At 52.1% G+C, this 18,303-nt stretch carries 9 protein-coding genes; 6 read left to right on the plus strand and 3 right to left on the minus strand.

Annotated elements, in window-relative coordinates; genetic code table 11:
• The first annotated feature begins 67 nt into the window (after window positions 1–67).
• Window positions 68–1,294, plus strand: a complete 1,227-nt coding sequence (gene megL / locus FGI41_RS17245; RefSeq protein ID WP_139491587.1) for a methionine gamma-lyase — start codon at window positions 68–70, stop codon at window positions 1,292–1,294.
• A gap of 73 nt (window positions 1,295–1,367) precedes the next feature.
• Window positions 1,368–1,835, plus strand: a complete 468-nt coding sequence (locus tag FGI41_RS17250) for a hypothetical protein (RefSeq protein WP_139491588.1) — start codon at window positions 1,368–1,370, stop codon at window positions 1,833–1,835.
• Here FGI41_RS17250 and FGI41_RS17255 read toward each other — a convergent pair.
• Window positions 1,832–5,863 (minus strand): alpha amylase N-terminal ig-like domain-containing protein, encoded by a 4,032-nt coding sequence (locus tag FGI41_RS17255; protein ID WP_139491589.1) that lies wholly within the window; start codon window positions 5,861–5,863, stop codon window positions 1,832–1,834. The two genes, FGI41_RS17250 and FGI41_RS17255, sit on opposite strands and share 4 nt — an antisense overlap.
• Window positions 5,864–6,192: 329 nt before the next feature.
• On the opposite strand from FGI41_RS17255, the gene FGI41_RS17260 reads away from it, so the two are divergent.
• Complete coding sequence (locus FGI41_RS17260; protein ID WP_139491590.1) at window positions 6,193–6,990, plus strand: alpha/beta fold hydrolase; 798 nt, start codon at window positions 6,193–6,195, stop codon at window positions 6,988–6,990.
• A 212-nt stretch (window positions 6,991–7,202) separates the two neighbouring features.
• Here the strand turns inward: FGI41_RS17260 and FGI41_RS17265 are convergent, their stop codons facing one another.
• Entirely contained in the window at window positions 7,203–7,526 is a 324-nt protein-coding gene (locus tag FGI41_RS17265; RefSeq protein ID WP_255298519.1) for a DUF3889 domain-containing protein, read from the minus strand.
• Window positions 7,527–7,711: 185 nt separating this feature from the next.
• Between FGI41_RS17265 and FGI41_RS17270 the strand changes: the two genes are divergently transcribed.
• Window positions 7,712–8,716 (plus strand): DUF3231 family protein, encoded by a 1,005-nt coding sequence (locus FGI41_RS17270; RefSeq protein ID WP_139491591.1) that lies wholly within the window; start codon window positions 7,712–7,714, stop codon window positions 8,714–8,716.
• A 262-nt stretch (window positions 8,717–8,978) separates the two neighbouring features.
• Here the strand turns inward: FGI41_RS17270 and FGI41_RS17275 are convergent, their stop codons facing one another.
• Window positions 8,979–10,460, minus strand: coding sequence for a glycosyltransferase family 4 protein (locus tag FGI41_RS17275; RefSeq protein WP_139491592.1), 1,482 nt, complete (start codon window positions 10,458–10,460; stop codon window positions 8,979–8,981).
• Between the two features lie 134 nt (window positions 10,461–10,594).
• On the opposite strand from FGI41_RS17275, the gene FGI41_RS17280 reads away from it, so the two are divergent.
• The gene (locus FGI41_RS17280) at window positions 10,595–11,746 is read left to right on the plus strand and encodes a glycosyltransferase (protein WP_139491593.1); all 1,152 of its coding nucleotides are present in this window, start codon (window positions 10,595–10,597) and stop codon (window positions 11,744–11,746) included.
• Between the two features lie 206 nt (window positions 11,747–11,952).
• On the plus strand, window positions 11,953–18,240 hold the full coding sequence (locus tag FGI41_RS17285; RefSeq protein WP_176560328.1) for a fibronectin type III domain-containing protein: 6,288 nt from the start codon (window positions 11,953–11,955) through the stop codon (window positions 18,238–18,240).
• The last annotated feature ends 63 nt before the right edge of the window (window positions 18,241–18,303 follow it).

Here is an 18,303-nt window from a genome sequence, read left to right on the forward strand (position 1 = left end):
AAAATCACTAAATTGTATACGCTTACATATATATTGATAGTGAATGCTACGAAACGAGGGGATATGTATGGACTATTCACAAAATAGACAAGCAAACCCGAACCCACAGCCTGGAAAAAAGGGACCAGGTCTCTCGACCAAAGCCATTCATGCCGGACACCAACCCGACCCCCACACCGGCTCTCTAACTACACCCATTTACCAAACAGCCACCTTCGTCTTCCCCACCACCGAAGAGGGCGGTCAACGCTTCGCAGGTCATGCTCCCGGCTATATCTACTCCCGCCTGGGCAACCCCACTGTCACCGTCTTTGAAGACAAAATAGCCGAACTGGAGGGCGCGGAAGCAGGGCTTGCTTTTGCCTCCGGTATGGCGGCGATCTCGGCGGTGCTGATGGCTCTGGTCAAGACAGGTGACAACATCCTCTGTGCCAAAAATCTGTATGGCTGCTCCTACGGCTTCCTCAACCTGTTGCAGGAGCGCTTCGGCATCACCTACACGCTGGCTGACCTTTCCGATGAGATGAGCATCCGTTCAGCGATCACACCCGAGACGAAGGTCATCTACCTCGAAACCCCGATGAATCCAACCATGCTGCTCGTCGATCTCGCTCTGGTCTCCCGCATCGCCAAGGAAACAGGTGCCTATGTCGTGGTCGACAACACCTTCCTCTCCCCTTATCTGCAACGCCCGATCGAGCACGGCTGTGACATCGTCATCCACAGTGCCACCAAATACATCTGCGGCCACGGTGATGTCATCGCGGGTGTCGCAGTGGGGCCAAAAGCGATCATGGATGAAATCCGGATGACCACGCTAAAAGACATCGGCGGCGTGCTCTCACCGTTTGACTCCTATCTCCTGATCCGCGGGCTAAAGACGCTGGTGGTACGCATGGATCGTCACTGTGAAAACGCACAAAAAGTGGCCGAATATTTAGAAGCACATCCGCAGGTGGATCGCGTCTACTATCCGGGTCTGCCCAGTTATCCACAATATGAGCTTGCAAAAAGGCAGATGGACGGCTTCGGTGGTCTCATCAGCTTCGAGGTAAAAGGCGGTCTGGAGGCGGGCATCCGCATGATGAACGCGGTGAAGCTCTGCCAGCGGGCGGTTAGTCTAGGTGATGCTGAGACGCTGATTCAGCATCCGGCCTCCATGACGCATTCGGTTGTCCCTGCGGATGAGCGGGCGAAGATGGGCATCAGTGACGGATTGATCCGGTTGAGTGTGGGGATTGAGGATGTCGAGGATATCATAGCGGATTTGGAGCAGGCACTTTCGCTCTCATAAAAAAGGCTGGAAGGACTTGGATAGCTGATCACCGAAGTTAATCATCATCCTCCACAGAGTATGGTGATCTCTTATGACGATACTGTTCCGAGTCGGCTTGATTGTCTATTCGCTTTGCATGATTTTGATTTTTCCCTATATCGTTCTCGTCAGTGTGATGAGGTTGCTCGGTTTCGGTGATGCTCACACAGCGGAGTATCCTGAGTGGCTCCAGCCCTACACAGGTGGATTCACACTGCTGCTCTACTTGCTTGTCTTATGCAGTGTGAACTATGGATTTGTTCGCCTCATCCATACCAATCGTGATGGTGCCATGGCAAAAGCCGTGGCGTATTCGGTCATCACGTTACTCTTTGGTCTTTTGTTTACAGTAGTATCGCCGTTTCTACTCTATCAACTGCAAGACGATTCAGTGACATGTCCGGTCAAAATGGAAAAGGTGCGCCCTATTGATTACGGGCACACCTTTTTTCATGTCATGCTATTGTTTCGGTTAAGTGGACGCCTAGACCAGAGCCAACATCTTAGTGCATTGATTTAGCGGTCCAACATATCCGCCCACTTCTCCACTGTGTTCTCCACGAGCATTTTATTGCCACCTTGGTTTACGACAGTGAGGACGCGGTTGTTGATTTCTTCGCCTGTTGATCCTTTTTCCACACGGGACCAATCGCCTCGTGCATACTTGTACTCGATCTTGGTGCCGACTTGGAATTCGAACGTCGCCATAAAAGCTTGCTCTGCTTCATTCCAAGTAAGCAGGTGATCTGCACTGCTTGGGTTCCAGCTTTGGAAGGAGCCTGCGATGTTGATATTGGTTTTTGGCGTGTAGTCCGGCGCTGTCACCTTGAACGTCACTTCGACCACCACGAGGTCTGGGGTAATAACAACATCGTTGGAATAGCCACGGTTGAACGCACTGTCCACAGCGGCTACCTTGTAGCTGTACTCGGTCTTGTTGGCTACGGAGGTATCTACGTAGCGGGTACCTTGTGCTTTGGTCTGGCGGGCGATCAGCTGGTCGTCGCGGTAGATTTCGTAGTAGACGACATCTGCATCTACTGCGGTCGTCCAGTTAAGCTCGACGCGGTTGGATTCGACACCTGGCTGTGCCAGCTCTGGTGCTTGTGGAGCTGTCGTGTCGCTTGCATCTGCGATGACATTGACCTTGTCGGCAGAGACGCTGATCCATTCTTCACCTTGGTTGGTGGAGAAGGACATCGCGAAGCTCCATGCGCCGAGCGCGTCCGGGGTGAAGCTTGCACGATAGATGTGTACGCCGTCTTTGCTCTGGGCGAAGGAAGCCGGAATGACCAGCTTGTCGCCTGCTGCTGTGGTGACGGTCAGCTTGCCTTGCAGATATGGCAGGGCAGTCGTACTCTGGGTTGCTTCGCCTACTTGGACAGCGGCGGATACGGTAACAGATTTGTCAGTACCGATCACATGTGTGCCGTCTTGTGCACTGCTGGTCTGCTCGCCGACGCGGTCGATTGGCAGGTATGGCAGAGCTTGTGCGGCGTCGCCTTTGCTGCTTTCGTTGCCGTATTTATCAACAGCGGTGACGGCATAGTAGTAGCGCGTTCCGTTGGCTACATCTTTGTCGGTGTAGCTGGTGGTGCTCACTTCGCCGACCTTGGTGTAGTGACCGTCTGCGATGGTGCTGCGGTAGATTACGTAGGAGCGGGCATCTTTTGTACGTTTCCATGTCAGCTTCACTTCACCGGATACGCCAGTCTCTTTGGTAGAGGCGGCGGTTACACCTTGGACAGTTACAGGTGGCGTGATTTTGCTGTCTGCGATGAGGATTTTCCCTTCCAGTGCTTTTACATCGACAGTGATGGTGCCGTTTTTGACCGCGTATTTCCTAACAGGGTTCTGCGCATCGTAGAAGACTGCACCGTTGCGGACAAAACCAGTGACAGGCACTTGGATGGAGCCGCCCTCTTTGGATGCGACTACGATGGCCAGCTCGTCTTTGAACGGGTCGTTGCCTTTTTCTGTTTTGTAGGAACGGTTGCCGAGCGCGTCTACCCCATTGACGATTTTGCGTCCGTAGGCATAGGTGTGGCCTTCTGCGTACAGGGTTTCTACTGTACCTGTCTTGAGTACTTGGTGCTGGTTGCGGATGTTAGCAAGCTGGGTGAAATACGCTTGCAGGTTCTTGTCTTCTTGGTTCCAGTCGTACGGACGGCGGTTGTCTGGATCGTCCCAGCCCGTTACCCCTGATTCGTCACCATAGTAGATGGTAGGAGAGCCTGGGTAGCCCATCATCAGGACAGCTGCGAGCTGGAGGCGTTTTTTCGCGCGTTCGTCGGCTTGCTTCACTTGTTCATCGGTTACCTTGGAGCGCTCTTCGTCTGACATGAACTGTGGTTCCATCTCGCCGAATACGCGTTGGATGCGCATCGTGTCATGGGAGCCGAGCAGGTTCATCATGGCGTAGAAGGCCTCGTCTGGGTAGTCTTCCTGGATTTCTTTGAGTCGTGCATCAAGCCCTTTGGCATCGATTGGGTTGTGCATGATATCGGTGTCATTGAAGCCTTCGTCGAGGATGAAGTCGATCAAGGCATTGCGGAAACGGTAGTTCATCGTCGTGTCAAAGGTATCCCCCAACAGGTCAACCGTGGCATCGCCCCAGTTTTCCGTCAGGATGATCGGCTCTCCGTTCGGTGTCTTCAGATCGCCTTTTTGCGCGCCCTTGGTGTAGTCGCGGAAGGCTTGCCAGAACTCATGGGACACCTCTGGAGCCACGTCGAGGCGCCAGCCGCTTGAGCCTGCTTCGATCCAGCGGCGTGCGATTGAGTCGTCATTGCGGATGATATAGTCAGCAAAAGAATCAAGATTCAGCTCGCTGCCTTCTGGTGCTTTAATCACCGGGAGACTGTCGAAGCCCCACCAGGATTCGTATGTGCCGTCTTCATTGATGGTAAACCATTCTTCATATGGGCTGAAGTGTACGCTTGCATCCCATGCCGGTACATTCGGGTCATCCAGCTTGCCGGCCGCTTTTTGCTTCATACGCCAAGCTTGGTACGCCCCGATGTTTTGGTTGCGGTCCTTGCCGTTGGCTTGCCAGTAGCCGAGGTCGTTGTAGTATTTGCCATAGCGGTCAAAATAGCGGGAATCATCCCCTACGTGGTTGAATACACCGTCGAGGATCAGGTGGATGCCGCGCTTTTTCGCTTCCTTGGCAAACTGTTGGAACTCCGCATTGGTACCAAACATCCGGTCCAGCTGCTCATAGTCAGAGGTGTCGTACTTGTGAGCGCTGGAAGCTTCAAAAATCGGGTTGAGGTAAATCGTGGTAATACCGAGCTTCTGCAGGTAATCGAGCTTCTGGGTCACACCGGCGATGTCCCCGCCGTAGAAATCGTTGTGCCAGAGTGCGTCCCCTTTGTAGTCGACGAACTTTTCAAAGGTGCCGTTGTCGTTGATATCCACCTCTTGCGCGACTCCATCGCCATCGAGGTCTTGGAACGTAAAGTCAGGCTTGCCGTCGCGGTTGCCGTCATAGTCTGGAGAACCGTCGTTGTTACGGTCATCCATCACAGCGCGGCCGTATTTGGTCTCCAGCGGGCGTGGGTTGTCGATTGGAATATCATTCCACGCTTTATGCTCGATTGGCATAGCACCACGGCTGCCACGGTTGTCGACTGCGGTATCGTTTGCTTTTTTTCCATTATAAAAACGGTCGGCGAAGATCTGATAGGTGACACTGTTTTTCATCCAGTCCGGAGTCTTGAAGCTCGGATCGTGGATGGTCAGCTGGTACTCGGTGCCGTCACCGTTGGAAGGAGCACCCAGGCCGCCGTTGCCGTCTTGGGTGTCATAGTAGGTCACGGTTTTGGTGCCGTCTTTGAGTTCAAAGTGGTAGCGGATGATGGTCGGCTTGTCGATGGTGATCGTCGCTTCCCAGTAGTCCACCTTGATGTTGTCGCCGAGTGTCGCGAAGCCCGCTTTTTTCATCTCAGCGGTTTGGCGGTTCTTGGCCTTCTCATCCCAGTAGGAAAGGACTGCGGTCTGCACATCATCTGCTTTGGTCTGGATGCGCAGTGTCACAGGCTCGCCTGCTTTGATAGCGCCAAAAGGCTTGCGGAACAGGTTCTGCTGGCTGTCGTGGAGCAGTTCGTCCCACGCGATGTCATTAGGCTTGGGTTGGCCGTCGTCTTCGGACGTGCCGCCTGTTACCACGACATCAATCGCTTTGGTGCTTTTGTTGAAGCTGATTTTGACATCGGACTGGTTCTTCTCGACGGTAAATGTCTTGTTGCTGCCGTCTGCGTTCCCATGGTTTGGCATGGACCAGTCGTTGCCCTCGATCACCTTGAACTGGTAGTCAGAGCCTTTGTCGAGCGTAAACGAGATGTCATAGATGCCATCCCCATCTGCATCAGTGAGGAACAGCTGCGATCCCGACGGACTCCAGTCGTCCGCCTCACCCAGCGCCTTTTGAAAATTGCCTGCAATCCGAGGCTGATCCGCCGGGAAGTCGGCTGCAAAGAGCGCCGCAGGAAATGAAGTGAGAATAAGAGCCATCACGAGAAACATACGAATCATCTTGGTGCTCAAAAAATTCCCTCCCCTTTTGATTGTAAAGGTTGTTTGGTGAAAGCGTTTGCACTAAATCCGTTCTGGTTGCCCCTTGCATTCATAGATGTTTGTCTCTCATTTTTTCGAATGATTGTGCAAACGTTTTCACTTTTCTACCTATATTCGCTATGTAGTGAATAATTCCTCCCAGAATATAAAAAATTATTAAGCCGTGGAAAGATTATATGATATCTTAAAACGTTTTGGATCAGTGGAAGTTTGGAACGGGCTCCACTCCTGCTGGCGTCAAAGCTCCCTTTTTCGGGTAAGATAGAGATACAGACATATTGGAAGGAAGTGGAGATTTCATGAAACAACCAATTCAACTGGGGAATACGACCCTCTCCTATATCGATCAGGGCACAGGTGACACGCTCGTCCTCCTGCATGGCTTCTGCGGCAGCTCTGCCTACTGGCGTCACGTGATCCCGTCCCTCTCCGCCTACTATCGTGTCATAGCTCCTGACCTGCGCGGACATGGCGAAAGCTCTGCTCCAGACGGGCCTTATACGATGGAGGTCTTCGCCGATGAGATCGCCGCTCTGCTCGATGCGCTCGGGATCGAAAAAACCGTGATGCTCGGTCACTCGCTCGGCGGCTATATCACGCTCACTTTTGCCGAAAAGCACGCTGATAAGCTGCACGGCTTCGGGCTTGTCCACTCTACAGCGTATCCCGATTCCGACGAGGCCAAGGCGAACCGGGACAAAGGCGCCGAAAGCATCCAAAAGTACGGCATGGAGGCGTTCATCCGTGCCTTGATTCCGAAGCTGTTTGCCCCAGGCAATCTGAGCGGGATGCCGGAGGAGGTCGGCGAGGTAGAGGTCATCGGTCTTGGCACGAAGCCAGATGGGGCGATCCATACCTTGCGCGGGATGCGGGATCGGGTGGATCGCAATCATGTGTTGACGAGTACGGATCTGCCTGTGTTCTTGCTCGCGGGGGCTGAAGATCAAATCATCCCGCTGGAAAAGGCGTTTGCCGTGGAGCGTCCGAATGTGACCAAGGCCAAGCTGGAAGGCGTGGGGCATATGGGCATGGTGGAAAAGCCGGAGCGGGTGGTTGAGGAGATTGGGGAGTTTTTGCGCGGGGTGTATAGGAAGTAGAGTTTTACAGAGATAACAACCGGATCTGACACGGCACGGGTGGGGTGGGGTGACACGCTCGTTTTAATAGTCGTTCGGTTACTGTCGACATAGAAACAAAAACAAGCCACAACTACTGTGTAAGCGTAGTGTGGCTTGTTTGATGATGCTTTTTGGTTAGATAGATTGGAGTAACAACCGTAGTTGGTTGGTTACTTTCCAAGTACAATCATCTAGTTGTTAACTCGGTTTAATTTAATAGAAAGAGTCTTCCCTGTCTGGGTCTCAAAGATGATGTTGACCAGCACGCCCCACTCTTTTTGATTTTGCTTGAGCCTAAGCTTGAAGGTTTCTTTCGCCGTGGTCGCATTCACCTTGTTGCGGCCAACGTGGCGGTAATCGGTGATTTCGGCGTTTGGATAGTGCTTTTTGGTTTCCTCCATGGCGAGCTTCCCATACTTCGCGTAGGATGGTGTCTCAGGTTGTTGCGGGTGAGCATAGGTGGTCGTGGAGAAAAACAGCATACAAGCAAGCAAACTGGTCATGATGCGTGTCATGCGGCAGCCCTCCTTTTTTGGTTAGTGTTAACCAAGAAGAGGTTTTCTTATCCTGAGTTTATCTAACGTAAAAGCACATCATCTGAATGGGTCACTGAACCAAGATAGGGTGGCTTATCGACATAATGACATAGATACTTGGGGATGATACCTAACAATTACATTTACTTTAGGAGGCCAAGGCATTGGAAACAGCTCATAACATTAGATTAACCACGGCTGAAGTCGGAAATCTTTGGAATCAGTATATGAATGACAGCTTGGCCGTTTGTGTCCTTACATACTTTGTGAACAAAGTTGAGGATACAGAAGTTCGTCCCGTCATCGAATACGCTTTGAGTTTATCAGAAAAGCACCTTCAAAAGATTAAAGAAATCTTAACCAATGAAAACTATCCCATTCCTCAAGGCTTTACGGATGAAGATGTGAACCTAGATGCCCCACGGTTGTATTCGGATACGTACTTCCTCATCTATCTCCAAAATATGTCTAGAATTGGGTTGATTGCTTACAGTTTAGCTTTACCCGTCATGGTACGTTCAGACGTCCGTGATTTTTACAATGAATGTCTTTCTTCATCAGCGGAACTATCTAATAAAGTAACAAAGGTTTTACTATCTAAAGGAATATTCACCAGACCACCGTACATTTCCATTCCTGAAAAGGTGGATTTTGTCAAAAAGCAAAGTTTTCTGACTGGTTGGCTTGGAAATCGTAGACCACTGGAAGCGATGGAAATCACTCAACTTTTCTTATGCCTACTCACAAATGTGTTTGGTAAGGTTTTGATAATGGGTTATAGTCAAGTGGCTAAATCACAAGCAGTTCGTGAGTATATGGTAAGAGGTAAAAACATAGCTGACAAACATATTGATGTGTTCACTTCACTTTTTCGTGAAAATGACCTTTCTTTACCCCAAACTTGGGATTCAGAAGTCATGGATTCTACGGTTGCACCCTTTTCAGATAAACTCATGTTGTACCATACAAGGGTCTTGAGCATGGCTGGAGTAGGCAACTACGGAACTGGTATAGCTACAGCCATGAGACATGATATTTCAGCACATTACACTCGTCTTGCAGCAGAGTTTGCACAGTATGGTGAGGATGGGATCAACATCTTGATCGAAAACGGTTGGATGGAAGAACCGCCTCATGCAGTTAACCGTACGACTCTGGCACATGTTTAGAATAGAGATGTAATACACCGAAGGGGCCACCAAGCCCCTTTCTATGCTTATGAATCTGGAGCATTCTCTCGATAATCCGTCGTAAAACCTCTACCCTCATGCTTGATCCCCCTCACAGCAAACTTCTCAAACCTTACCTCCCGTCTGTACGCTGAACTCTGTCTCTCTCTGTCACGAGCGGTAATGACAATACCTGAGTGCAATATTCATTCATGACAAAAAGAAAAGCATCCGTAGAAAAATTCCCTACGAATGCTTCCATTTATTCATCTTTCACTTGCTTTCCTTCCAACAGTTCATCCATCAACCGTGCCAGCTGCCCAGCCTGCTCGCGGCGCTCGTACAGCTTGACACGCTCGAAAAAGTCAGCTTCTTCACGGGCACGGTCATTCTGTGCAGAAGAAGTGGCCGATTCAGATGCGAATTGCTGTTGCTCCAGTCCTTCGCTGATGCCCTGATCGCCAGCTTTTGAAGCAACATCTGCCGCCCCCTGCTTCGCCTTCCACTGCTGATACAACCGCAGATACGCCTGCTTGATCGCATCCTTATCCGACGGGTCAGCCACTTCACCCAGTCCGAAGCGTTGGATGATCTCGGTCGCCTCACCTGGCATGTTGAGCGCCAGTGTCAGCTTGCCCATCCCCATGTACTCGTACAGCTTGCCGGGGATGTAGGCACCCGCGTCTGGGGAGACGTCCCCGATGAGCAGCAGGACATCGCCGCTTTTCATCAGGCGGAGGGCTTCTTTGTGCGGGAGATTGCCGATGACATTGACGATATCGTCCAAGCCCAGTTCATTGACACAATCCTGATTCTCCGTATAACCCGGATAGTCGAACACCCCGGCAAATGAAAGCAGGAGATCGCGACGGTCCACCAATCCCTCGTCGATCAGTTCCTTGATCGCACGCAGGAGCAGGCGCGGATTGCGTTTTTGATACAGGATCCCAGCATAGACGGCGTGGAATTTGTCTGAAGCGGTGCGGCTTGGCTCCAGCCCTTGAAAGTCAGCGCGGTCAAAGCCGTTGTAGATCAGCTCGATGCGTTTGATTTGGGAGCTGTATTTTTTCCGGAAGTTTTCGGCGAATGTGGCTGTCACCGTGGTGATCGCGTCAGCCTGCAGCATCACCTGTGCCTCCATCCTCTCTTCCAAGCGCTCACGCCATGGGATGCCGGAGGTGTGCATATTCTGTGTCCACGGGTCGCGGAAGTCAGCGATCCATTTGCAACCGAATTCAGAAGCCAGCTTCTGGGCGATGAGGTGGTTGGTCACCGGGCCGGAGGTGGAGAAGATGGCGTCGATTTTGTGCTGGCGCAGTACTTCTCGCCCTACCTTGACAGCATCAGGGTACCAGAGGATTTGATCGTCTGGGATGAGCATATATGGTTTTACCTTTTTTAATAGAGAGAAGACGTTCTGCTTCACCTGGCTGAGCATGGATGGGCGTGCTGGGGCGGGTGGCGGAGTGACAGCAATTCCACCCTGCGGTTTTGCCGCAGATACAGGCGGTTTACGCAGCATCGCACTCAGTTCCTTCGCACGATGGATCTGCACATCGTCAGGCAGTTGGGTCAGCAGCGTCGGGTCCAGTGTCGCGTGATAGGTCGGGTCAGCGGTGAGGACATGGACGTCCCAGCCGAAGTTCCCTAAGTATTTCGCCATTTTCAGCGGGCGGGGTACTCCTCCACCGCCGATTGGGGGAAAGATATAGCTGATGATCAGCACAGTACGTTTTTGTTTCATAATCGATGATACCTCTTCCTTATCCGATGAAAAATGTCTTTGTTAACCATACCATAAGTGTGGTCTTATTGCGAATCCATCCCTCATCTGATATATTGGAAATGGCTTGTTTGGAAAGGTACGGGTGGAATCTAATGAATAGAAAATTACGAGTCCTCCACGTGATCGGTGGCGGAGAATTTGGCGGAGCAGAACAGCATATCTTAAATCTACTTTCGAATCTGCCCAAGGACCGGGTAGACGCCAAAGTCGTGTGCTTCTATGACTCCTTGTTTGCCCAGAAGCTGCGCGAGGCAGGAATTGCGGTGTCGGCCCTGCACCAATACGGGCGTTTTGACTGGCGGCTTTATCAGGGGCTGAAGCAGGAATTCCGCGATTTTTCACCAGATCTGATCCATACACACGGGGTGAAGGCCAATTTTGTCGGCCGACTCGCCGCACGGGGAACAGGTACAGTGCTTGCCACCACCGTGCACAGCAATCTTCGTTATGACTACGTGAACCCGCTCGCCTATACGGTGGCCTCCATGATGGAGCGTGTCACCCGCGGGTGGAATCACCATTACATAGCAGTCAGTGCAGCATTGCGTGACATCCTTGTCAAAGAGGGTGTTTCATCCAAGAAGATCTCGGTTATATACAATGGCATGGATCTCGCACCGTTTCTTGAGCGTCCCGCTGATGCAGACGAGCGCAAGGCGGCCTTATACCAAGAATGGGGGGTACCTGTTGAGGCTTTCGTCTTTGGCACGGTAGCACGGTTCGTTCAGGTAAAAGGTCTTTCCTATATGATAGAAGCATTCGCCCAACTCGACCCTGCCACGGGCACCCGTCCCAATCATCTGGTGCTCGTCGGTGACGGACCGGAGCGGGCGTCCCTAGAGGCGCTCTCTGCCAGCCTCGGAGTGTCTGACCGAGTTCATTTTCCGGGCTTTCGTCAGGATATCCCGGATTGCATGCGAGCATTTGATCTGTTCGTCCATTCTTCGATCTATGAGGGGCTTGGCTATACGATTATCGAGGCGATGGCTTCCGGCATTCCGGTGATCGCATCCGATGTCGGCGGTGTCAAGGAAATGGTGACACATCAGCAGGATGGACTGCTTACACCCCCTGCCAAGCCTGATCTGCTGGCTGATGCAATGCGTCATCTCTCTATAGACCTCTCCTTGCAAGAGAAGCTTGTCCAGGAAGCTCTCACCAAAACCACACGCAGCTTTACCATCCAGCAGATGGCAGACGATACGCTTACTCTTTATACCAATTTAATAGAAATGAAAAAATAAGGTAGAAACGAAAGTGTTTCTACCTTTTGTTTTTCCCAGACATAGGTAGAATTATCTGACATAGTATATTATAATAAAGGATATAGGACTAAGTGCTTATTATCAACACCTTGTACATAGGACTTTTAACACAGCATTAACATATTATTATCTCGGCATCATTTTTTAAATTATATAGATAAATGAAGCAAAAAGGAGGGTTAGGTATGAGAAAACATGGATTAGTGGTACTGCGGATCATTACTCTGTTTGCCATGTTGTTAACCATGATAACTCAACCGTTCGTCAACGCAGCCTCCGCTGCGTCACCGTATGCCAACTACCTCAGTTTTGACGGGGCAGATGATACGGTCGCTCTGTCTGGACTCGCCGTCAATACGGCAGCTGGCGGTAAAAACACTGTTCAATTTTGGATGAACTGGAATGGTGTGAACCCTGTCATGCCTTTTGGCTGGGCAGGCTCTTATGATCTGGAGTTTGCCAGCGGTTACTTTGGTTTTAATACAGGTTTTGGTGAAGTCTATGGAATTTCATCTGCCAGCCTGAAAAACCAATGGGTACACGTCACCGCCATCTTCACGAACGGCATGCCGGACACCAATGAACTTTATATTAACGGGGTAAAACAGACACTCGTCCGTTATTTGAGCACCAACGCTACATCACGTTCGGCCAGCACGACAGCCTTCATATCCGGCTGGGGCCGCTCGACTGGCTACAAATTCTCCGGAAGCCTCGCAGATGTCCGCATCTGGAATTATGCCCGCACCCCTGAAGAGATTCAGGCAGACCCTTATGCTGTCCTCTCAGGTGATGAACAAGGACTTATTGGTTACTACAAATTACATTCCATCGCGACAGGCAAAGTCTATTCTGCCAGCGCGAACAATCCTAATCCGGGGGTCAGCAGCGGCTTCCCTGCTCCACAGCTGTTCCCGAACACGACCTCTCTGACAGATACCACAGCGACACTTGAATGGAGTCCCCTCTCTCAAGCGACAAGCTACACACTTATGCGGGACGGTAAGGAAATCTATTCGGGGACCGATGCGGTTTTTGCTGACAGCCAGCTCACCCCATCCACCGCTTACCAATACGGCGTCATCGCCAAGAACAGCTTTGGTGAAAGCAGGCCCGTCCCTTACAGCGTGACGACCCGCGCAGCCTCTCTCACCATTCCGACTAATTTCACCGGTACGCCAGGCACGAACCAAGTGGATCTCAAGTGGGACCCTGTCACCAATGCCACCGGCTACGTGCTCAAACGCAACGGCGAAGTGATCTACACAGGCGCACAATCCAGCTACACCGATCTCAAATTACTGGCTGCTACTGACTATGAATACACCATCTTTGCAACTGCGACCGATGCAGAAAGCCAGCCAGCCACCATCTCCGTGCGCACCAACAGCCTGACCCTGACAGAACCGTCCAATTCCATCGTGATGGATGCCAAGGACGATGAATACCGTCTCACCAATCTGGCGGTCAATACAGCAGCAGGCGGCAGAAACACCGTAGAATTCTGGATGAACTGGAATGGTGCAACCGCCGCGATGATGCCATTCGGCTGGGATTCCGGCTATGACTTGGAGTTCGTCAACGGTTTCTTCGGGTTCAACTCCTCCGAAAACAATGTCATCGGGATCTCTTCTTCCAGTCTGAAAAACAGATGGGTACACGTAGCCGCTGTCTTCTACAACGGCGTACCGACCCTCGATAACCTTGAGCTTTATATCAACGGTCAAAAACAAGTTCTGCAACAAGCCATCGGTCCTGTTGCCCGCTACACCAAAAGCGCAACACCAGGTGCTTATCTCTCCGGCTGGGGCCGCTCCACAGGCTACAAGTTCGGCGGCAAAATCGCCAACCTCCGCATCTGGAACCAAGCCCGCACCCAATCTGAGATTCAGATGAGCATGAATAATGACATCATCACGTCTGCAACCGGGCTGATCGGCTCCTGGAATCCAGACCCGATTTCCACAGGTCTCGTGTATGACCAAAGCGGCCGCAACCATGGCATCGCCAAAGGTTTTGCCCAACCAGCCATCAATCCAACCGTAGCTTCTAAAGACGCGGCGAACATTACACTCCAATGGCAAAAGGTTGCGACGACTCAACCGATCTCGTATCAATTGAAACGCGACGGTGCACTGGTCTATGAAGGCGATGCAACTACCTTCCAGGACACCAATCTCGAAGCCAACAAAGAATACACCTACACCCTCATCGCCAAGGATCTGTTGGGCGAGAGCGCACCATTCATCGTGACCGCGAAAACAGATCAAGCAACACTGCCTGTACCAACCTCTCTGGCAGGCGTACCGACTCATGATACCGTCAGCCTCACATGGGATGACTCTACAGATCCAAGCGTCACCTATGCGGTATACCGCAACGATGCACTGATCTATACAGGCGATGCCAACAGCTTCACCGATTCTGGCCTGACTGCTGAGACCGAGTACACCTACTCCGTCTACGCGAAGAAAGACACACTGAGCAGCGCACCAGCAACCGTCATCGTGAAAACTCTGCCGGCACCAGTCGTCATTCCAGCTGCACCAACGAACCTGAAGGCTGTACCTTCGCAAGATACAGTCACACTCACATGGGATGCAAGCCAAGATGCGACGGTCACCTACTCCGTCTACCGTGGAGATGCGGCAGTCTACAACGGCCCTGCAGCCACCTTCACCGATACCAAGCTGCAACCGTCCACCAGCTACACCTACAAGGTCACAGCGAGTAATACCGCAGGTGCAAGTGAACCAGCCATGATCACCACCAGAACACTGGCTCCTGTCCTTGCTCCACCGACCAACATCAGAAAAACCGAGAACGAAACATCGATCGCCCTTGACTGGGATCAAGTCACCGGAGCCACTTCTTATGAAGTCTACCGGAATGGCATAAAGCTCGGTAATGCGTACTACAGCGAGTATTTCAGCGAATTCACCGAGTCCAACCTGACACCAGGCACCACCTACACGTACAGCATCGTGTCCAAAAACAGCACGTCCACAAGCCAACCGTCTACGGTTACTGCTACGACCAAGCTGATCGCCACGGCTCCTGCTGCCCCAGTCAATCTGAAGGTAACCAATGTGAGCTACAACAGCGTTGCCATCACGTGGGATGCGGATGCGCAAGCAACCTCTTACCGTATTCTGCGCAACGGCAGCTACAGTGGTACGTCTTACACCAACAGCTACACCGATAAATCCGCATCGTCCCAGCAGACTTACAATTACACCGTAGTGGCAATCAACCGGATCGGCGAGAGCACCGCATCTGCACCGCTCAGCGTCACCACACCGTCCGCACCGGCACCAGCGGCAGTTACTAACCTGCGGACCACCGACGTCAAGGACGTATCTGTTTCCATCGCATGGGATCATGTGGCGACCGGTACTGCTAACGAGTATCATATCTACCGCAACGGTACCAAAGTCACGTCCAATTCGATCGCATTCTCTAACAGCAACACCTATAAAGACACCAACGTGAAACCAGACACCGACTACACCTATACGGTTTACGCGTACAACTATGGAACACTCAGCCCGGCTGCAACCATCACGGTCAGAACTCTGCCGCCAAGCGTTCCATATCCGGCAACTCCAGTGAATCTGCAGGGTGTACCGACATCCAGCAGTGTGGCACTGACATGGGAGCCATCAGAAAATGCTGCCTCCTACTACATCACACGCAACAATTCACTGATCAAAACAGTCACCACGAACAGCTACACCGACACGAACCTCACCGCCGACAAGTCTTACACCTATGGCGTCATCGCAGTGAACTCCATCGGTCTGCAAAGCAATCCAGCCACCATCACAGTTAAAACACTAGGTCTGCCACCAGCGACACCAACCAGCTTTACCGCAGTCACCACGGAGTACCATGCAACACTCTCCTGGACGGCCGTATCCGGTGCTACGACCTATGAGCTCAAGCGTGACAATCAAGTGGTCTACACAGGCTCTGCTACCAGCTTCACCAACGAGAGCCTGACTCCAGCCACCACGTACACCTACACGCTCACAGCGAAAAACACAGCAGGCTCAAGCCAACCGGCGACCCTGAGCGTCACAACCAAAGAAGTGCCGCCAGCAACAGCCGTACCGTCAACACCAACCAATTTTGCCGCTAATCCAACCGCTTCTAACGTAACTCTCGCTTGGAATGCAGCGGATCAGGCAAAAACCTATGAACTCAAACGTGACGGTCAAGTGATCTACACAGGAACGCAGACCACCTACGCAGATTACAACATCCAATCTGACCGTACCTATGTCTACACCCTCACCGCAGTCAACGAGCTGGGTGCATCCGAACCAGCCAGCCTGCGTGTGACTACTCCGAATCCGTACCATATCGGACCGAATGCACCAACCAATCTGACAGGCGAGACCACAGAGACCAGCGCTACCCTCACTTGGGACCCTGCCCTCTCTGACACATGGGTGTACTTCATCTCCCGTGACGGCCAGCCAATCGCAGATAATGTCAAAGGCAACACCTTCACCGACAACGGTCTGACTCCAGGCAACACCTATGAATACAGCGTAACCGCCTTTAACGCATGGGATTGGAGCACAGCCACTGTTATCACAGTAACAACCAAGGTACCAGCACCTGTCGCACCACAAGCACCAACCAATTTCGCTGCTGTCACAACCGATCAGACCGCTGCCCTCACATGGGATGCTTCCGCCAACGCGGCCACCTATGAGCTCAAACGCGGCAATCAAGTGATCTACAGCGGACCGAATGTAAGCTTCACCGACACAGGCCTGACCCCGTCTACCGCTTACACATACACACTCACAGCGAAAAATGACACAGGCACAAGTGAAGCAGTCACCCTCACCGTCACCACCAAGGAATCGACAGCTGTACCAGCGACACCAACCAATTTTAGAGGTACAGCGGGTGACACCTATATCAGTCTCACATGGAACCAAGTATCTGGCGCAACCTCCTACGAAGTGAAAAAAGGCAGCACCGTGATGTGGACCGGAACCAACAACAGCATCTCCGCCAACAACCTGACTCCGTCCACCACCTACACCTTCACTGTCGTTGCAATCAACCAATACGGCAAAAGTGCTCCGGCAACCATCACGGTAACAACACTGGCTCCACCACCGCCAGAAACCGGAGTACCGACACCACAGAACTTCCGGGGAGAAGCAACCGATAACGGGATCGTCCTCACGTGGGATGCGGTTCCAATCCAGGCAGGCTACTATCTGGAGCGCAATGACGGCTGGTTCCAGTTCCTCAGCGGCAGAACGACTACCTTTACCGACACGGAAGTGGAACCAGGTGTGACCTACACCTACCAAATCTTCACCGATGACGGTGAGAATCCGCTCAGCCAACCAGCCACCGTCACTGTCACGGCAAAAGCATCGACAACGCAACCTCCGCAGATGGCTACTCCGGTCAATCTCGCGGCCGAAGCAACCGAACAAGGCATCCGCCTCACATGGGATGCAGTAGCCGACGCAGAATCCTATGACATCGTCCGCACCGGCGGCGAAGAATTCTTCACCATGACCAACTCCAACAGCTACCTCGATACGAGCGTAACTCCGGGCGTGACTTACACCTACTACATCAAAGCCAACCATTCTGAAATGATGTCCAGTGAGCAAGCCAGCATTACAGCAAGAGCGCTGGATGCTGCTCCAGTCGTGACAATCCCAGCTACACCGGTGAATTTTGCCGGTGCAGCTGAGGAGACCAGCGCCACCCTCACATGGGATGCTGTCTCCGGTGCACTCTCCTACGAGCTGAAGCGTGACGATCAGGTCATCTACACGGGTACAGACACCAGCTACACGGACCAAGGCCTCACTGCTTCCACCACGTACACCTACACCGTGGCAGCGGTCAATGAAGCAGGCGTAAGCGCGGCAGCGACCACAAGCGTAACGACCAAAACACCAGTACCACCTGCTCCAGTTCTTGCAACACCTGAACTCAAGGCCAGCCTCAACGGCTCTACAGCCAACCTCAGCTGGAACGATGTCGCAGCCGATGCAGAATACGAACTGAAGCGCAATGGCACTACCATCTACAAAGGAAAAAGCACCTCGTTCCAAGACAGCAATCTGCCAGCCGCAAGCGAGTTTTACTACGTGCTGAGAGCCACCTTGGGCACTGCTTCTGCCGAGGACGATGCAACACTCTACACGCTGGCGAACCGTCCGCGCAAAGCAGAGGTGCTCGAAGCTACCGAAACCAGCCTCACCTTCACGTGGGACACCAACGGAAACCCAGCCACCACTGAATACAAAGTCGTGGCAGACAACGGTTTCGAAACCGGATGGAGCACAGACATCATCGTCACCATGACCGGTCTGGCCCCAGCTGAACATTACAAAATCTGGATCGTAGCCCGCAGCAAAGACGGTGTTGAAACGAAGAGCGAATTCATCAACGCCAAAACCGCAGGCAAGAACAATAACAAATAGATTCGTCCCAGAAAAACCGAAAGACCCCTTAGCTGTCAGCAGTGACAAGTTAAGGGGTCTTTC

This window comes from Brevibacillus dissolubilis, assembly GCF_006170445.1.
In the GTDB taxonomy this organism is placed as follows: domain Bacteria; phylum Bacillota; class Bacilli; order Brevibacillales; family Brevibacillaceae; genus Brevibacillus_B; species Brevibacillus_B dissolubilis.

Excerpts from the sequence above, each read along its gene's own strand:
- megL (WP_139491587.1), top strand. The coding sequence starts at position 68 with ATGGACTATTCACAAAATAGACAAGCAAACCCGAACCCACAGCCTGGA.
- FGI41_RS17250 (WP_139491588.1), top strand. The coding sequence starts at position 1,368 with ATGACGATACTGTTCCGAGTCGGCTTGATTGTCTATTCGCTTTGCATG.
- FGI41_RS17260 (WP_139491590.1), top strand. The coding sequence starts at position 6,193 with ATGAAACAACCAATTCAACTGGGGAATACGACCCTCTCCTATATCGAT.
- FGI41_RS17265 (WP_255298519.1), bottom strand. The coding sequence starts at position 7,526 with ATGACACGCATCATGACCAGTTTGCTTGCTTGTATGCTGTTTTTCTCC.
- FGI41_RS17275 (WP_139491592.1), bottom strand. The coding sequence starts at position 10,460 with ATGAAACAAAAACGTACTGTGCTGATCATCAGCTATATCTTTCCCCCA.
- FGI41_RS17280 (WP_139491593.1), top strand. The coding sequence starts at position 10,595 with ATGAATAGAAAATTACGAGTCCTCCACGTGATCGGTGGCGGAGAATTT.
- FGI41_RS17285 (WP_176560328.1), top strand. The coding sequence starts at position 11,953 with ATGAGAAAACATGGATTAGTGGTACTGCGGATCATTACTCTGTTTGCC.